Origin of the sequence: Massilia eburnea (assembly GCF_009720745.1) — a bacterium.
Classification (GTDB): Bacteria; Pseudomonadota; Gammaproteobacteria; order Burkholderiales; family Burkholderiaceae_D; genus Rugamonas; species Rugamonas eburnea.
Map to the genome: position 1 here is coordinate 99,179 of NZ_WNKX01000001.1, position 15,916 is coordinate 115,094.

At 60.8% G+C, this 15,916-nt stretch carries 18 protein-coding genes; 14 read left to right on the forward strand and 4 right to left on the reverse strand.

What is annotated here, in order from left to right:
- Position 1 precedes the first annotated feature (1 nt).
- Both GM658_RS00495 and GM658_RS00500 read right to left on the reverse strand, forming a co-directional pair.
- Positions 2-196: a DUF1289 domain-containing protein gene (locus tag GM658_RS00495; protein ID WP_155452055.1), complete on the reverse strand. Its 195-nt coding sequence runs from the start codon at positions 194-196 to the stop codon at positions 2-4.
- Positions 196-756 (reverse strand): DUF1415 domain-containing protein, encoded by a 561-nt coding sequence (locus GM658_RS00500; protein ID WP_155452056.1) that lies wholly within the window; start codon positions 754-756, stop codon positions 196-198. The genes GM658_RS00495 and GM658_RS00500 overlap by 1 nt, the downstream gene beginning before the upstream one ends.
- Before the next feature lie 172 nt (positions 757-928).
- On the opposite strand from GM658_RS00500, the gene GM658_RS00505 reads away from it, so the two are divergent.
- The 6 genes from GM658_RS00505 (at position 929) to GM658_RS00530 (ending at position 5,916) form a co-directional block, all read left to right on the forward strand.
- Positions 929-2,233, forward strand: a complete 1,305-nt coding sequence (locus GM658_RS00505) for a transglycosylase SLT domain-containing protein (RefSeq protein ID WP_155452057.1) — start codon at positions 929-931, stop codon at positions 2,231-2,233.
- Positions 2,234-2,329: 96 nt separating this feature from the next.
- The gene (gene fabI / locus GM658_RS00510; RefSeq protein ID WP_155452058.1) at positions 2,330-3,121 is read left to right on the forward strand and encodes an enoyl-ACP reductase FabI; all 792 of its coding nucleotides are present in this window, start codon (positions 2,330-2,332) and stop codon (positions 3,119-3,121) included.
- A 114-nt stretch (positions 3,122-3,235) separates the two neighbouring features.
- Complete coding sequence (locus tag GM658_RS00515) at positions 3,236-3,640, forward strand: hypothetical protein (RefSeq protein ID WP_155452059.1); 405 nt, start codon at positions 3,236-3,238, stop codon at positions 3,638-3,640.
- Between the two features lie 88 nt (positions 3,641-3,728).
- Entirely contained in the window at positions 3,729-4,589 is an 861-nt protein-coding gene (locus tag GM658_RS00520) for an SPFH domain-containing protein (RefSeq protein ID WP_229416696.1), read from the forward strand.
- 6 nt (positions 4,590-4,595) lie between these two features.
- Entirely contained in the window at positions 4,596-4,784 is a 189-nt protein-coding gene (locus tag GM658_RS00525) for a type II toxin-antitoxin system antitoxin (RefSeq protein WP_155452061.1), read from the forward strand.
- Positions 4,774-5,916 (forward strand): hypothetical protein, encoded by a 1,143-nt coding sequence (locus tag GM658_RS00530; protein WP_155452062.1) that lies wholly within the window; start codon positions 4,774-4,776, stop codon positions 5,914-5,916. The genes GM658_RS00525 and GM658_RS00530 overlap by 11 nt, the downstream gene beginning before the upstream one ends.
- A gap of 33 nt (positions 5,917-5,949) precedes the next feature.
- On the opposite strand, the gene GM658_RS00535 is transcribed toward GM658_RS00530, so the two are convergent.
- On the reverse strand, positions 5,950-6,345 hold the full coding sequence (locus GM658_RS00535; protein WP_155452063.1) for a VOC family protein: 396 nt from the start codon (positions 6,343-6,345) through the stop codon (positions 5,950-5,952).
- 107 nt (positions 6,346-6,452) lie between these two features.
- On the opposite strand from GM658_RS00535, the gene GM658_RS00540 reads away from it, so the two are divergent.
- The 4 genes from GM658_RS00540 (at position 6,453) to GM658_RS00555 (ending at position 11,036) form a co-directional block, all read left to right on the forward strand.
- On the forward strand, positions 6,453-7,157 hold the full coding sequence (locus GM658_RS00540; RefSeq protein ID WP_155452064.1) for a helix-turn-helix transcriptional regulator: 705 nt from the start codon (positions 6,453-6,455) through the stop codon (positions 7,155-7,157).
- 333 nt (positions 7,158-7,490) lie between these two features.
- The gene (locus tag GM658_RS00545) at positions 7,491-9,203 is read left to right on the forward strand and encodes a DEAD/DEAH box helicase (RefSeq protein WP_155452065.1); all 1,713 of its coding nucleotides are present in this window, start codon (positions 7,491-7,493) and stop codon (positions 9,201-9,203) included.
- A gap of 154 nt (positions 9,204-9,357) precedes the next feature.
- Positions 9,358-10,233: a L,D-transpeptidase family protein gene (locus GM658_RS00550; RefSeq protein ID WP_229416697.1), complete on the forward strand. Its 876-nt coding sequence runs from the start codon at positions 9,358-9,360 to the stop codon at positions 10,231-10,233.
- Positions 10,234-10,244: 11 nt separating this feature from the next.
- On the forward strand, positions 10,245-11,036 hold the full coding sequence (locus GM658_RS00555) for a M23 family metallopeptidase (RefSeq protein WP_155452067.1): 792 nt from the start codon (positions 10,245-10,247) through the stop codon (positions 11,034-11,036).
- On the opposite strand, the gene mepK is transcribed toward GM658_RS00555, so the two are convergent.
- Positions 11,027-11,563, reverse strand: a complete 537-nt coding sequence (gene mepK, locus GM658_RS00560) for a peptidoglycan L,D-endopeptidase MepK (protein WP_155452068.1) — start codon at positions 11,561-11,563, stop codon at positions 11,027-11,029. The genes GM658_RS00555 and mepK overlap by 10 nt on opposite strands.
- Before the next feature lie 98 nt (positions 11,564-11,661).
- Between mepK and GM658_RS00565 the strand changes: the two genes are divergently transcribed.
- From GM658_RS00565 to GM658_RS00580, 4 genes are all read left to right on the forward strand, one after another.
- Positions 11,662-12,087 (forward strand): MarR family winged helix-turn-helix transcriptional regulator, encoded by a 426-nt coding sequence (locus GM658_RS00565; protein ID WP_155452069.1) that lies wholly within the window; start codon positions 11,662-11,664, stop codon positions 12,085-12,087.
- Positions 12,087-13,334 (forward strand): MFS transporter, encoded by a 1,248-nt coding sequence (locus GM658_RS00570; RefSeq protein ID WP_155452070.1) that lies wholly within the window; start codon positions 12,087-12,089, stop codon positions 13,332-13,334. Before GM658_RS00565 ends, GM658_RS00570 begins: the two co-directional genes overlap by 1 nt.
- A gap of 10 nt (positions 13,335-13,344) precedes the next feature.
- A complete protein-coding gene (locus GM658_RS00575; protein ID WP_155452071.1) occupies positions 13,345-14,307 on the forward strand; it encodes a LysR family transcriptional regulator in 963 nt (320 codons plus the stop codon).
- 235 nt (positions 14,308-14,542) lie between these two features.
- A complete protein-coding gene (locus tag GM658_RS00580) occupies positions 14,543-15,826 on the forward strand; it encodes a Glu/Leu/Phe/Val family dehydrogenase (RefSeq protein WP_155452072.1) in 1,284 nt (427 codons plus the stop codon).
- The last annotated feature ends 90 nt before the right edge of the window (positions 15,827-15,916 follow it).

Sequence of the window (15,916 nt, forward strand, 5' to 3'; positions counted from 1 at the left end):
TTCAGGTGTTGCGCCGCGGATACCCCTGCGCCAAAATCCGCTGCCAAACCTTCTCCTTTTCCTCCGCACTCATCGCCACCCAGTGCGCGACTTCGATATAAGTCCGCCCACACCCCCGGCAAATTTCATCAAACGTGGTCGAGCAAACCGCCACGCAAGGCGTATCCGGCCGCTCAGGTACTTTATCGTCCGCCATCACTTCACCTGCAAACCCAGCTTATCCCAGCCCTCATGGCCGAGCTTTTCCATGGTCTCGATATTCTTTTCGAAGATATCGGCCGCTTCGGGGAACGCCTCCACCGCACGGTCGATCGACGCCTCGCGCAGCAGGTGCAGGGTCGGGTAAGGCGAACGGTTGGTGTAGTTGGAGATATCGTTCTTGTCCGTATCGGCAAACTGGTAATCCGGATGGAAACTGGCCACCTGCAGCTCGCCATCCAGCATCAGCTCCTCCAGCGCAGCATCGGCCACGTCCAGGAATTCGTTGTAATCCTCAAAATCCTGCAGCACCAGCGGGTGGATCAGCAAGGTGGTATCGACGACTTCCGGATCTTCAGCAGCCAGGAATTCCAGCTCCTTGATCAAGTCTTCCAGCAATTCTTCCGGCGAAGAAGCCTCCGACACCACATAGCGCACCTGCTTTTTCACGTGCACGGCCTTGGCGAAGGGGCACAGGTTCAGGCCGATCACGGCCTTCTCCAGCCATTGCTCGGTAGCCGCGATCACGGCCTCATAATCCACTGGGGCATTGCTCATTTATACATCCAAAAAACGTTATCCAAGGAGCCAATTATATAGCCAGTTCGACATATTTATCCAAGAAAATCAGTCACATAGCGAATTTTTTCTTGACTCGACCGGCGTTCGACCCTACACTCCCGGCTTAGATAGTCCGTCCTTTGTTTCTTCACGACAACTGCGAAACACTATGCAAGATCGAATCAAAAATGCTGTCCTGATCGCCCTGGCACTGAGCGCCGCGGTACCAGCAGCCTCCGCTTTTGCAGCCGCTGAAGCGCCGAAATCCGTTGTGCTGCAGCCTGCCGTAGAAGACTACAAGGAAACCGATGTCTGGGGCCGCATCCGTTCCGGTTACGCCATTCCGGACGTGAACAACGCCCTGGTGGCCAAGCATATCAAGTGGTACGCCGACCGCCAGGACTATATCGACCGCACCACGGCGCGCGCCTCGCTCTACCTCTACCACGTGGTGGAAGAGCTGGAAAAGCGCAATATGCCGACCGAACTGGCCCTGCTGCCGTTCATCGAATCCGCCTTCAACCCGCAAGCCCTGTCCAACGCCAACGCGGCGGGCCTCTGGCAGTTCGTGCCGGGCACCGGCCGCGACTACGACCTGAAGCAGAACGCATTCAAGGATGACCGCCGTTCCGTACTGGCCTCCACCGATGCCGCCCTGAGCTACCTGCAGCGCCTGTACACCATGTTCGGCGACTGGCAGCTGGCCCTGGCCGCCTACAACTGGGGCGAAGGCAATGTGCAGAAGGCTGTCGCACGCAACCGCGCTGCCGGCAAGCCGACCGATTTCGAAAGCCTGTCCGAGCTGATGCCAGCCGAGACCCGCAACTACGTGCCGAAGCTGCAGGCGGTGAAGAATATCGTCGCCAACCCGGCCCAGTACGCCGTACACCTGCCGGTGATCGACAACGAGCCGTATTTCACCGCGATCGACAAGACCCGCGATATCGACCTGGCGCTGGCCGCCAAGTTTGCTGAAATCTCGGTCGACGAATTCAAAGCCCTGAACCCGCAGTTCAAAAAGCCCGTCATTACCGGCAACGAGCAGACCAAGATCCTGCTGCCGACCGAGAATGCCGCCAAGTTCGCCGCCAACCTGGCCTCCTGGACCCACGCACTGTCGAGCTGGACCACGCACAAGATTTCCAGCGCCCGCGAAAGCATTGCTTCCCTGGCCCGCAAGTTTGGCACCACGCCGGATGCAATCCGCCAGGCCAACAATATTCCGCAGCGATCGGTACTGAAAGCCGGTTCCACCATCCTGGTGCCGACCGCCTCCGCTGCGATTGGCCCGGATATCTCGGCTGACATCATCGAAAACGCCGCCTTGGCGGTAGATACCGAACGTGCGCCAAAACGCAGCAACTACCGTCAAGCATCCTCTTCCCGCAGCGATTCCAAGCCTGCGGTCAGCATGGTCAAGGCACGCGTGAAGCGTGACGAAGCTGGCAAATCGAAGTCGCACCGGAGCAATTAAACGTTTTTACGGCACGCCAGCCCTTGCCAAACTTGCAGGGCTGGCGTCCTGACGTTTACAATCCCGTTCTTGCGGTATAACCCCATTGGAGTAGATATGGCTTTCTTGCAAGGCAAAAAAATCCTGATTACTGGCGTCCTGTCCAACCGTTCCATCGCTTACGGCATTGCTAAGGCTGCCCACCGCGAAGGCGCCGAACTGGCTTTCACCTACGTTGGCGAGCGCTTCAAAGACCGCATCACTGAATTCGCGGCAGAATTTGGCAGCAACCTGGTCTTCGACTGTGACGTCACCAGCGACGAACAAATCGCCAACCTGTTCACCGACCTGGCCAAGAGCTGGGACAGCCTGGACGGCTTCGTGCACGCCATCGGCTTCGCCCCACGCGAAGCGATCGCCGGCGAATTCCTGGACGGCCTGACCCGCGAAAACTTCCGCGTGGCCCACGATATTTCGGCATACAGCTTCCCGGCCATGGTGAAAGCCGCCCTGCCGCTGCTGAAGCCAGGTTCCTCCGTGCTGACCCTGTCCTACCTGGGCGCGGTTCGTGCGATCCCCTACTACAACACCATGGGCCTGGCCAAGGCATCGCTGGAAGCTTCCGTGCGCTACCTGGCTGAGAACCTGGGCCAGCACGGCATCCGCTCGAACGGCATTTCCGCCGGCCCGATCAAGACCCTGGCTGCCTCCGGCATCAAGGACTTCGGCAAGCTGCTCGGCTTCGCCGCCGGCCACGCACCGCTGCGCCGCAACGTGACCATCGAAGAAGTGGGTAACGCCGCAGCGTTCCTGCTGTCCGACCTGTCCTCCGGCATCACCGGCGACATCATGTACGTCGACGGCGGCTTCTCGCACGTGATGGGCCTGAACTCGAGCGATTACGAGTAATCCTCGCATTCCGCCAAATGAAAGCCGCCACCTGGCGGCTTTCTTCGTTTACGTACCTGCGATACATCAGCAAGTCACCCTGATCCCCCAAGGAGAGCTAAAATTCGCCACATTTTGCAAGGATTACTGCTGTTCTTATTAGCGCACTCTGCGACGGCCCAGCCGCTCTGCCAAACGAACGAGAAGACCTACTTCAGCTGCCCCGTTGCGGGCTCGCACAAGACGGCTTCAGTTTGCGGCGACGTCCGCGACTTCGAAAGACCCAGACTGGAATACAGGTTCGGAACGAGCAAGCATATCGAGCTGATTTATCCCGCCCTTCCGTTTGAGTCCTTGCAAAAATTCGAATTCAACCAGGCCATTTCAAAGCCTGACAATAGCGAGCTCAACGAGCTCTACTTCAAAAACGGTGATTATTACTATGGAGTGACCAGCTATATCGCCGACAACGAACATGGCCGAGTAAAGGAGCGGAGTATTGCAGTATTCGACCGCGATCAGATCCTGCCCAAACACTAAATTCGCCCATGAACAGAGAATAATTTGACAACGCCAAAAAGTGAGACTAAAGTGATATCACTTTGATTTACCTCACATAGGAATGATCATGACCCGCAACGAAAAGCAGTTCTCGTCTTACAGCGGCTACCTGGCCCTGATCGTAGTGATTACGCTGGCGATTCTTGCCTTCCTTATGCTGCGCGCCTTCCAGCCAGGTCTCGCAGCCGTGTGCGCGGTAACGGCGATCTTCCTGGCACCGGGCCTCTACATGCTGCAGCCGAATGAAAGCGCGGTGCTGATGCTGTTCGGCCATTACATCGGCACCGACCGCAGCGAAGGCCTGCGCTGGGCCTTCCCTCTGTATATCAAGAAGCGCCTGTCGCTGCGCGCCCGCAACCTGATCGCACCGACCTTGAAGGTGAACGACAAGCGCGGCAACCCGATTGAGATTTCCGCCGCCATCGTCTGGCGCGTACGCGACACCGCGCAAGCAGTATTCGATGTCGATGACTTCGAGCGCTACGTTGCGGTGCAGGCTGAAGCGGCGATCCGCCACCTTGCTTCCCAATACGCCTATGATGAAGGCGAGGACCTGCCGCAAGGGATGACCACCCTGCGTTCCGGCATGGATGAAGTGGCCCACGCGCTGAAGGCCGAACTGACCGAGCGCATTGCCGCCGCCGGCGTAGAAATCGTGGACGCCAAGCTGACCCATCTAGCCTACGCGCCGGAAATCGCACAAGTGATGCTGCGCCGCCAGCAGGCCGAGGCCATCATCAGCGCGCGCCAGAAGATCGTGCACGGCGCCGTCAGCATGGTCGAAGCGGCCTTGAACAGCCTGGCCGAGCGCGAAATCGTGGAGCTGGATTCCGAGCGCAAGGCAGCAATGGTGAGCAACCTGCTGGTGGTCCTGTGCTCCGACAAGGAAACCCAGCCTATCGTCAACACAGGCACCCTGTATAACTAAGCAAAGATGGCAAGCCCCGGCAAAAAAGCATTTCCCCTGCGGATCGACCCGGCGTTGTGGGAGGAACTGCAACGCCTGGCCGCCCAGGACTTGCGCAGCGTGAACGCGGAAATCGAGTTCCTGCTGCGCGAGGCGCTGGCGCACCGAGGCATCAAGCCGAAACCGCAACGAATCCCTCCCTCCAATGAAGAGTAATTTCGACGTGCGCGCATTCTTCGCCTGTTTCGCCGCCGCGCTGCCGGCTTATGTTGGTGCAGCACAGCCAGCACCGATTGACATCAAGACCGTCGCATACCGCGGATCTTTGCCTTATGTCGTCTCCGCCGATCCGCGGCGCGATGCTCGCATCAACCATTCCGTCTTTCTGGCCCTGACAGGGCAACCTGCTCCAGCCAAATACACCGATAGGGTCGTTGAAACCCAAGAGCAGGAAGAAATGGGCGTCAATGACTTCGGCTTCAAGGTAACGCGCGACGACCAGCGGGTGCTGGCCCTTGAAATCGATTCCGAGGTCTGCGGCGCTTATTGCGAGCATAGCTGGGATCAGTACAATTTCGACGCTGTTACCGGGCGTGCGATTTTAGCGTCGGACATATTTACCCCGGCGGGCGGCGCAAAACTATTCAAGCAGAACCTGGCGAAACGTCTGGCCCAATACCAGCAGGCGATTGCCGGCTTGAACCGGGCTGGCACCGCCCACCGCAAGAAGAACCATATCTCGACGAGTTGGCCGCAGCCCAGGACTGACGGCAGGCAGGATGACGAGGAAGCACGCATCATGGATACCATCGCCATGTACCGGCACTGCATGGAATCGATGCAGTCTCCCGATTACGGTAGCGACTTCAAGTTGGAGAATGCGCCGGTGAGAATTGAGTACGGCGCCATTACCTTCCTGTACCAGCGCTGCAGCAACCACGCCATGCACGCGCTGGACGAAGTCGACAAACAGGAAGTGAGTTACAAGAACACCGACCTCGCGCCGCATATCACTCCCTATGGAAGATATTTGCTGATGGATGGCCCGCCGGTAAAGCGCCGGGCGGAGCCCTATCAGCAATTCCTGCAAGGTCGTGTGGGACAGGCGGCGATCACATTGACATTGTCTGCTCCAGGCATCGACGGCGCGGTGACCGGCGAATACTTCTACAACAAATACCGCAAACTCATCGCCCTGCGCGGACAGGTGAACGGCAACACCGTCGAGCTGACCGAGTCCGAAAGCATCGATACGCCCAAACCGCTGATCCGCGCCACCATCAAAGGCGACAAGCTCGAAGGACAATGGATCGGTAAGCAGACCCTCGATTTCTCAGTTGCCCCATGACTGCCCGGCAGCGGCTGGGAAGTTGAAGATCCCTCAATTCAAATACTTGCGAATCGCCTCCGGGCTGACTGGCGTAAAGAGGTTCACCAGGTTGCCGTCCGGGTCGCGGAACAGCAGCGAACGGTTTCCCCATGGCTGTGTGGTCGGCGCCTGCACAACATCGTCGAGAATCGTGCCGAGGCGGCTGAAAACCTCATCGACATCGCTTACACGAAATTCGAGAATAAGCGATTGATTGTTTTTCGGAACCGCAGCGCCTGCTCCGAACAGATCCATGGTGCGCTTGCTGCCAATCGCCAGCGTGCAGACGGGCGTCGACAGCTCAGCGAATTCCTCTGTGTACCATGTCGCCTTCAGGCCAATGTCTTCATAGAATTGAACAAGCCGTTTGATGTCGTCCGTTATAATGCGGGTTGAGACAAAGTCCATTTTTTCCTCTGGTAGTTAATTCATCTTGCCGCCACTATCTCGGTGGGCAGCGTTCAAACATCTTATAAAAGGCCTGCTGCCACCATCCTGTCAGCAGTGAATTGGCCATGCGGCGCGCAGATCGACTTTTCCAGATCATCCAGATCCTGCGCGGTGCAAAACGGCCGCTGACTGCACGCGCCCTGTCCGAAGAACTGGAAACCTCCGTGCGGACTGTTTATCGCGACATCGCGGACCTGATGGCGCAGCGCGTGCCCATTTCCGGCGAAGCAGGCATTGGTTATGTGCTCGACCGCCGCTACGACATGCCGCCCCTGATGCTGACGCCAGATGAACTGGAAGCCGCCGTCCTCGGCGCGCAATGGGTCGCCCAGCGTAGCGATCCAGCGCTGGCAAGGGCGGCACGCGACTTGATCGCCAAGATCACGGCAGCGGTACCGGAGCGCCTGCGCCCATACATCACCGAACCGACAGGCGCCACGCCGCCGCCACAATCGGCGCCGGCCGATGTGCTCAACGCCGTGCAATTGCGGGAATGGATACGCGTGGGCCGCAAACTGCGGATTGGCTATCGCGACGAACAAGGGCGCGTAAGCGAACGCACGATATGGCCGGTGCTCATCGGGTACGCCGATACGGTCCGGCTGCTTGCTGCATGGTGCGAACTGCGGCAGGAATTTCGGCACTTCAGGATGGATCGTATTAGCGCGGCCTGGTTCATCGGCGAACCATATGAATTGCAAAGAAGGACGCTGATGGCACGCTGGAAGCAGCATATGAAGCAAACGCGCGGAGTCGACCTGTCGCTTTAATATGCCGAATGATCGTTTCGCAAACAATGCAATATTGCTCTGCCGCAAATTCAAACGAAAGCTACCGCGTGGCCGGGATTCCGTGTATAATTCACCGCTTGTGCGCTGCAACACATCAACGCAGCTGAAAATAAAAACACAAATAGCAGCTTCGCGAAAACTATCTGCCGCATCCTGAAACACCGGATGCCGCCTAAAAAGCCCCCCCGCCCTGTGTGTCGTCTTCAATGACACCGTCCCGGCGCAAAGCTTTTGTGCCGAAATTTCTATACAAAATAGAGTCGTTTCGTTTTGGTTTAGCGTAGCTTTTTTCGCTTTTTACGAAAGATATACATGACTTTTGAAGCACTTGGTCTCCACACGTCCATCCTCAACGCACTGACCGAAGCCGGCTACACCGCGCCGACTCCAGTCCAGCAGCAGGCAGTGCCTGCAGCGATCGAAGGCAAGGACCTGCTGGTTTCCTCGCAAACCGGCTCCGGCAAGACCGCGGCCTTCATGCTGCCATCGCTGCACCGCCTGGCCAGCGCCCCGTACACCGGCGGCGCAGGCAAGACCGCAGCGCAGGAAGCCCAGTCGGCGCGCGCCCGCGGCGAGCGTCCGCGCTTCCGCCCTGCCCAGCCAAAAATGCTGGTGTTGACCCCTACCCGTGAACTGGCCCTGCAGGTCACTACCAACACCACCAAGTACACCTCCCACCTGCGCCACATCAAGTCGGTCGCGATCCTCGGCGGCATGCCTTACCCGAAACAGATGCAGCTGCTGTCGCGCAATCCGGAAATCCTGGTAGCGACCCCAGGCCGCCTGATCGACCATATGGATCAAGGCAAGATCGACTTCTCGCAACTGGAAATCCTGGTGCTGGACGAAGCCGACCGCATGCTGGACATGGGCTTTATCGAAGACATCGAGAAGATCGTTGCTGCGACGCCTGAATCGCGCCAGACCATGCTGTTCTCGGCCACCCTGGACGGCGTGGTGGGCAATATGGCCCGCCGCATCACCAAGGATCCGCTGGTCATCCAGATCAACACCGCGACCACCAAGCACGAAAACATCGCCCAGCGCGTGCACTTCGTGGACGACCTGTCGCACAAGAACCGCCTGCTGGATCACCTGCTGCGCGACGAAACCATGGACCAGGCAGTGGTCTTCACCGCCACCAAGCGTGATGCCGACACCATCGCCGACCGCCTGAATATCGCTGGCTTCTCCGCCGCTGCACTGCACGGCGACATGCACCAGGGCGCGCGTAACCGCACCCTGGACGGCCTGCGCCGCGGTAACGTGAAGGTGCTGGTTGCGACCGACGTTGCAGCTCGCGGCATCGACGTGCCGAACATCACCCACGTGTTCAACTACGACCTGCCGAAGTTCCCTGAAGACTACGTGCACCGTATTGGCCGTACCGGCCGCGCCGGCCGTAACGGTGTCGCCGTATCGCTGGTGAACCACGCTGAAAACATGCTGGTGCGCCGCATTGAGCGCCTGACCCGCCAGCCGATTCCGGTCGAAGTGATCGAGGGCTTCGAGCCTAAGCGTGCAGCGCCTTCGCGTTCGGCATCGCGTCCAGGCTGGAAGCCGGGCGATGGCCGCAACGCCAAACCAGGCCAGCGCTCGTTCTCCAACCCGCGTTCGGAAGGCGGCCACTATCGCAGCGAAGGCAATCCATTTGCCGGCGAGCGCAAGGAAGGCGGTTTCCGCGAGCGCAGCGAAGGCGGCTACCGCAATCGCAATGAAGGCGGCTTCCGTGCTGAAGGCGGTTTCCGTTCCGAGCGTTCGGATGGCGGCTTCCGCGGCAACCGCAATGAAGGCGGCTTCCGCTCGGAGCGTCCTGCCGAAGGCGGTTTCCGCAACCGCGCCGACGGCGGCGGTTTCCGCTCCGAAGGCGGCTTCCGCGCTGAGCGTCCGGCTGAAGGCGGCTTCCGCAAGGAAGGCGGTTTCCGCGAGCGTGGCGAAAGCAACTTCCGTAATCGTGAGCGCGATGCGGGTGGCTTCAAGGGCCAGCGCACTGATGCGCCGCGTCGTCCTTGGGGTGACCGCTGACCCGGCAAACCTGGGTCTGGCCCAAGGGCCAGACCCTGTCTGATCGAAGGCTGCTGGGGTAATCCGGCGGCCTTTTTTCTTTGTACGTTAGCGAACGGAATGGGCTGCGAATCGGCGCGACACTGCGCCCATGAGAATAGCACTGATAGCCCTTTTGATAGCCAGCACGGGCGCGCACGCTGCCCAGGATTCGCCCTCCCCAGCCGTGCGCGCCCAGGTGCTGCTTGACCGGGCCAACTTTTCGCCTGGAGAGATCGATGGCGCCGCCGGCGGCAATACGCGCCAGGCCTTGATCGGCTTCCAGCGTGCGCATAAGCTGCCGCAGACAGGCAAGGCGGATAACGCCACGCTCGCTGCGCTGGACGACGGCCAGCCGGTGCTCACGACTTATACCGTGAGCGATGCGGACGTCGCCGGTCCGTTCACGCCAGTGCCGGAGGAAATGGCCGACAAGGCCAAGCTTCAGGCATTGGGGTTTGCCAGCGCGGCGGAGGCATTGGGGGAGCGCTTCCACGCCAGTCCCGCCCTGCTGCGCAAGCTCAATCCCGGCAAGGATATCGAGCAGGCCGGCGCCCAGATCACCGTGCCGAATGTCGGCGCCTCGCAGCCCTTACCGCAAGCCGCCAGCCTTGTCGTGGACCGCAGCGACAGCACAGTGAGCTTGCTCGATGCGGGCGGCAAGGTGATCGCGCAAATGCCGGCAAGTACAGGCAGCGATCACGACCCGCTGCCGGTCGGGAACTGGAAGGTGAACGGCGTATCGCGCAATCCGACCTTCCACTACAACCCGCAACTATTCTGGGATGCGCGGCCGGGCGACAGCAAGGCCACCATTCCCGCCGGGCCGAATAATCCGGTTGGCGTGGCGTGGATCGATTTGTCGAAGGAACATTACGGCATCCACGGCACGCCCGAACCGGGCAAAATCGGCAAAACGCAGTCGCACGGCTGCATCCGCCTTACCAACTGGGACGTGATCCGCGTCGCCGATGCCATCAAACCGGGGACGCCAGCCGTGCTGCAGGAATGACGGAGGCCATCATGAGACCACAAGGCGTATTTGGAACGCTGATCATCGGCATCGTGCTTGGTGTCGGGGGCACGCTGCTGCTGTTAAGCCGCGTGCCGCTCAACCAGCACGACACCGCATCCATCTCCACTCCCATCGGCCGCCAGGCTGCACCGCCGGCTGCCATCACTGCCAACCCGCCCGCCACGGAGCGTTCGCCTGCGCCATCGCCGCCACTTACGCCGGCCCAGGCGCAACCGGACGAACAGCAGCGCACCGCCGGCGGCCCCGCGCCCACGGTTCCCGGCCCGGGCAAGTCGGCCGGCGATTCGCTGGCCGGGATGCAGGCAGCCGACAGCAGCGGCACGGGCGGACTGGCCGCCGGCGGCAGCGGTTCTTCGCTGCTGATCCCTGTCGCGGGAGTGAAATCGGCGCAGCTGCAGGACACCTACAACCAGCCGCGCGGCGCTGAACGCAAACACGAGGCGCTCGACATTCCCGCGCCGAACGGCACGCCGGTGTACGCGGTTGCCGATGGCAGAATCGCCAAGCTGTTCACCAGCAAACCTGGCGGGCTGACCATCTACCAGTTCGATCCAGGCGAGAAATTCTCTTATTACTACGCACACCTGGATCATTACGCCAGCAACTTGAAAGAAGGCCAGCAGGTCAAACGCGGCGACGTGATTGGCTATGTCGGCTCCACCGGCAACGCCGATCCTGCCACGCCGCACCTGCACTTTGCCATGTTTGAACTGGGGCCGGACAAGAACTGGTGGCAGGGAAAGCCCGTTAATCCTTACCCTTTGCTTGGTCACCAGTGACGTACGCGGCCCGTGTCCATATGCACGAACTGCGAGTCGGGGTAGTAGCCAACGCCGCCGCCTTTTAACGCCAGCGCGGCCTGGTGCAGGCGCTCGAGGTCACGCCCCGGTATGCGCACGTCGATCGCCTTGCCTTCCATATGCATGCTGTGCTTGGCCACGCCGCCGGTCGATTCGTGCAGCATCTTGTTGCTCTCCGGCGAACGGTAGCCCGAAATCACGTGGATCACTTCGTTGTTGCTGAACTGCGAGCTGACGCGGTCCAGGAGCATGATCAATTCCGGATCGATGGTGGCGACCTTGTCGTTGCGATGGTCGCGCAGAAGGTGGTTGATGTCCTGCAGGGCCGCGGGAATGAACTGACCTTCGGCCCAGAACATGGTGCGCAGCGTCTCGCCGGTATGCGTGTTGTAGAAACGCAGGCTGCGTTCGTGCGGCGCTGCGATGGCGGCGCGCGCCAGCGATGGCAGGGCCAGCGCCGATGCCAGCGCGACGGAACTCTTGAGGAATGATCTGCGCTGATTCATGTCTCTAGTTTACCGCTGACGCCGATTAAAAGATTTTATGGCGCGCGGCAAGAAGTTTCGATATACTTGATCACTCAAGCATCCTTCAATGAATAATCATGGATAACGCACTCGAATTCTGCCTGCGCCTGGCGCGCGCCCACGCCACCATTATTCGCCGCCTGGACACCGTCCTGGGCGGCCACCACGGCCTCAGTTTCGGCGACTTCATGCTGCTGCAAAGCCTGGCCAACGCGCCTGGCGGCCGCCTGCGCCGCGTCGACCTGGCCGAGCGTCTTGGCCTGACCGCCTCCGGCGTCACCCGCACCCTGCTGCCGCTGGAGAAGACCGGCTGGGTGGCGCGCCAGGCCGACGAACGCGATGCGCGCGTCGGCTACGCCGTCATCACGGCCGCCGGCCATGCACTGCTGGACAATGCCCAGCGCACCGCGACCGAATACGCAGCGGACTTGCTGCGGCACTCGAAAGACGAGGAACTGGCGCCGTTGAACGCTGTTCTCGCCAACCTGATCGGACCTCAATAATGACACCGACGCTTAAAACCAATGCCAACTTCCGCTGGCTGATGTCCGGCGGCATCCTCTCCATGCTTGGCGACCAGTTCACCCTGATCGCCCTGCCCTGGCTCGTGTTGAAACTGACTGGCGACCCGCTCTCGCTAGGCCTCGTGCTTGCCTTGCTCGGCGTGCCACGTGCAATCTTCATCCTGATTGGCGGCGCCGTGGTGGACCGCTACTCGGCCAAGCGCGTCCTGATGTTGACCAAGCACGCCAGCGCGCTGCTGGTCGGCGCCCTCGCCGTGCTCACGTTCACCGGCGCGGCGACGCTGCCCCTGGTGTATGCACTGTCGCTTGGCATCGGCCTGGCGCAGGCATTTGCTTACCCGTCCGGCAGTTCGATCATGCCACGCGCCATCCCGGGCGAACTGCTGCAGGCTGCCAATGGCGCCATGATGGGTGTGCGCCAGGTCGGCATGCTGGCCGGCCCGTTGCTGGCAGCGCTGCTGCTGGCAATTGGCGAAGCCGGCAGCGACGGCGGCATGCGTGCGTTGGCCCTCGCCTTCGCCTTCGACAGCCTGAGCTTCGTCATCTCCGCATGGACCTTGTCGCGCGTGCTGCCTTTGCCAGGCGCTGCGCCAGTCGTGCCGAAAAACGTGCTGCACGCCGTCGGCGAAGGCTTGATGGCCGTGTGGCGCGATGTGGAAATGCGCACCTGCTTCGCCTACTGGGGCCTGGTATCGGTGCTGATCGGCGGCACCATGCAGGTGGCCTTGCCGGTGCTGGCGAAGGAACGCCTGCACGACGGCTCCGCCTTCGGCATGCTGATGGCTGCGCACGGCGCGGGCATGCTGGCGGGGATGGCTTTTTCCGGCATGACGGCCAAGCACAATGCCGGCAGGCCGCTGCGCATTGGCTTGCTCGCCTTGTCGGTCGATGCAATGGCGGGGCTGCTGCTGATGCCGCTCGGCCTGATCAGCGCTGCTTGGCAAGGCGGCCTGCTGCTGCTGTCGCTCGGCGCGCTGGTGGGCCTGGTGCAGGTGGCCGTGTTCACCTGGATCCAGAAACGCGTGCAGCCGCAAATGATGGGACGCATCATGAGCATCTTCATGTTCATCCTGTTCGGACTGGCGCCGCTATCGTCGGCCACTACAGGCTGGATCATGCTGCACGTGAGCTTGCAGCAGATGTTCGCAGGTGGTGGCGTGGTGCTGGTGGTTTGCGCTACGCTCGCATTGTTATTTACCCCGATGCGCCGAATTACCTCCGCCTAGGATCGCGAACATGGAAACAAAATGGCTGGAAGACTTTATCTCCCTGGTCGAAACCAATAGCTTCAGCCGCTCCGCGCAGCTGCGCCACGTGACGCAGCCCGCGTTCTCACGGCGCATCCAGTCGCTCGAGAACTGGCTGGGCATGGACCTGATCGACCGCACTTCCTACCCGACGCGCGTCACGCCGGCGGGACTGGTGTTCTACGAACAGGCGCTGGAAATGCTCAGCCAGATCAACGGCGTGCGCGAGCTGTTGCGCGGCAAGCGGGCAGCGGCGCAGAACAGTATCGACCTGGCCGTACCGCACACGCTGTCGCTGACCTTTATTCCGAAGTGGATCACGCAGCTGGAGGAAGAATTCGCGCCGATCAATTCGCGCCTGATGGCGCTGAACGTGCACGACGCCGTGCTGCAGCTGGTGGAAGGAGGCTGCGACCTGCTGCTTTGCTATCACCATCCGCGGCAGCCGGTGCAGCTTGATCCGGGGCGCTACGACATGCTGGTGCTGGGGCGCGAAGCTTTGCGCGCCTATGCGCGCTGCGATAAGGCGAAGCAGCCGGAGCTGGTGCTGCCGGGCCGGAAAACTTCTCCGCTGCCCTTCCTTTCCTACACCACCAATGCCTATCTGGGCCGCATGGTTGACCTGATCGTGTCCGATGCAAAGCAGGCTTTGCATCTTGAGACGCACTACGAAACCGATATGGCGGAAGGCTTGAAGATGATGGCGCTGGAGGGGCGCGGGATTGCGTTCCTGCCCGAATCGGCGGTGACGCGGGAGGTCAAACAGAAACTGCTGGCGCCGGCCGGCGATGGTCGCTCGGAATTTGAGATTGAGATGGAGATTCGCCTGTACCGCGAGCGGCCAAGCGCGGCAAGGCCTGGCAAAGCAATCGTTGCACGGTTGTGGGAGCATTTGGCGGAGAAGCAGAAGCCGGCTTCCTCCAAGCGCCGCGTGCCAGCGTCTGACCGCTAAACCCGGTAAATCTGGGTACGACCCAAGAGTCGGACCCTGGTCCGCGGCAGCCGCCGGTCGGGTCTGACCCTTGGGTCAGACCCTGGCTTACCGGGTTTGTAGTTTTGATTCAAAAACATGCCATTCCGACAGGTTATGCAAATTTTGCATAACACAATGCGCACTCGGCATTGGCCTCCGCCATGGGGCAGGAATAAGATTCGCCGCGTTACCGAACAACTGAGCGAGTCACACAATGACCAACCACGCCTTGCCTTCTTACCTCAACTCCGAAGACCTCGGTCCTTGGGGCCAGTACCTGAAACAGATTGATCGCGTCACCCCTCACCTGGGCAGCCTGTCCCGCTGGGTAGAAACCCTGAAGCGCCCTAAGCGCATCCTCGTTGTCGACGTTCCGATCGAACGTGACGACGGCTCGATCGCCCACTACGAAGGCTATCGCGTTCAACACAATATGTCTCGCGGCCCTGGCAAGGGTGGCGTACGCTTCCACCAGGATGTCACCCTGTCGGAAGTGATGGCCCTTTCGGCGTGGATGACGGTGAAAAACGCCGCCGTCAACGTGCCATACGGTGGCGCAAAAGGTGGTATCCGTGTCGATCCAAAGACCCTGTCCAAAGGTGAACTGCAGCGCCTGACCCGCCGCTACACCAGCGAGATCAGCCTGATCATCGGCCCGACCAAGGATATCCCTGCGCCGGACGTCAACACCAACGAACAGGTGATGGCTTGGATGATGGACTCCTACGCCATGATCGAAGGCAACCTGTCGACCGGCGTCGTCACCGGCAAGCCAATTTCGATGGGCGGCTCGCTGGGCCGTCGTGAAGCAACCGGCCGCGGCGTGTTCGTGACCGGCCGCGAAGCGGCAGCAAAGCGCGGCGTAGCAATCCAGGGCGCACGCATTGCAATCCAGGGCTTCGGCAACGTGGGCGGCATCGCTGCCAACATGTTCGCAGAAGCAGGCTCAAAGATCATCGCCGTGCAGGATCATACCGGCACCGTAGTGCACCAGGGCGGCCTGAACGTCGCTGAACTGCACAAGCACGTAGCCGAAACCGGCGGCGTTGCCGGCTTCCCGGGCGCAGAAGCGACCCAGGACCGCGATTCCTTCTGGGGCATCGAGTCCGACATCCTGGTGCCAGCGGCACTGGAACAGCAGATCACCGCAAAGAACGCAGGCCAGATCCGTACCAAGATCATCCTGGAAGGCGCCAACGGCCCAACCACTCCTGAAGCGGACGACATCCTGAACGACAAAGACATCCTGATCGTTCCGGACGTACTGTGTAACGCCGGCGGCGTGACCGTGTCCTACTTCGAGTGGGTGCAGGACTTCTCCTCCTTCTTCTGGAGCGAAGAAGAAATCAATGCACGCCTGACCCGCATCATGCAGGACGCGTTCAACTCCGTATGGGAAGTGGCAGCAGAGAAGAAGGTTTCGCTGCGCACCGCAACCTTCATCCTGGCATGCTCGCGCGTGCTGGCTGCCCGCGAAGTACGTGGCCTGTACCCATAATCACACCCAAGCAAGGGCGCCCGCGTAGCGCCCCTGCAAAGCACGCCCGCTCAGGCCACAAGGCTTGAAGCGGGCGTTTTTCGCAGAACT

Bases quoted from the DNA above. Each gene is read 5' to 3' on its own strand.
- mepK (WP_155452068.1), bottom strand. From the start codon at position 11,563: ATGAATCAGCGCAGATCATTCCTCAAGAGTTCCGTCGCGCTGGCATCG.
- GM658_RS00580 (WP_155452072.1), top strand. From the start codon at position 14,543: ATGACCAACCACGCCTTGCCTTCTTACCTCAACTCCGAAGACCTCGGT.
- GM658_RS00545 (WP_155452065.1), top strand. From the start codon at position 7,491: ATGACTTTTGAAGCACTTGGTCTCCACACGTCCATCCTCAACGCACTG.
- GM658_RS00565 (WP_155452069.1), top strand. From the start codon at position 11,662: ATGGATAACGCACTCGAATTCTGCCTGCGCCTGGCGCGCGCCCACGCC.
- GM658_RS00505 (WP_155452057.1), top strand. From the start codon at position 929: ATGCAAGATCGAATCAAAAATGCTGTCCTGATCGCCCTGGCACTGAGC.
- GM658_RS00570 (WP_155452070.1), top strand. From the start codon at position 12,087: ATGACACCGACGCTTAAAACCAATGCCAACTTCCGCTGGCTGATGTCC.
- GM658_RS00535 (WP_155452063.1), bottom strand. From the start codon at position 6,345: ATGGACTTTGTCTCAACCCGCATTATAACGGACGACATCAAACGGCTT.
- GM658_RS00495 (WP_155452055.1), bottom strand. From the start codon at position 196: ATGGCGGACGATAAAGTACCTGAGCGGCCGGATACGCCTTGCGTGGCG.
- fabI (WP_155452058.1), top strand. From the start codon at position 2,330: ATGGCTTTCTTGCAAGGCAAAAAAATCCTGATTACTGGCGTCCTGTCC.
- GM658_RS00555 (WP_155452067.1), top strand. From the start codon at position 10,245: ATGAGACCACAAGGCGTATTTGGAACGCTGATCATCGGCATCGTGCTT.
- GM658_RS00540 (WP_155452064.1), top strand. From the start codon at position 6,453: ATGCGGCGCGCAGATCGACTTTTCCAGATCATCCAGATCCTGCGCGGT.
- GM658_RS00500 (WP_155452056.1), bottom strand. From the start codon at position 756: ATGAGCAATGCCCCAGTGGATTATGAGGCCGTGATCGCGGCTACCGAG.
- GM658_RS00520 (WP_229416696.1), top strand. From the start codon at position 3,729: ATGACCCGCAACGAAAAGCAGTTCTCGTCTTACAGCGGCTACCTGGCC.
- GM658_RS00530 (WP_155452062.1), top strand. From the start codon at position 4,774: ATGAAGAGTAATTTCGACGTGCGCGCATTCTTCGCCTGTTTCGCCGCC.
- GM658_RS00575 (WP_155452071.1), top strand. From the start codon at position 13,345: ATGGAAACAAAATGGCTGGAAGACTTTATCTCCCTGGTCGAAACCAAT.
- GM658_RS00525 (WP_155452061.1), top strand. From the start codon at position 4,596: ATGGCAAGCCCCGGCAAAAAAGCATTTCCCCTGCGGATCGACCCGGCG.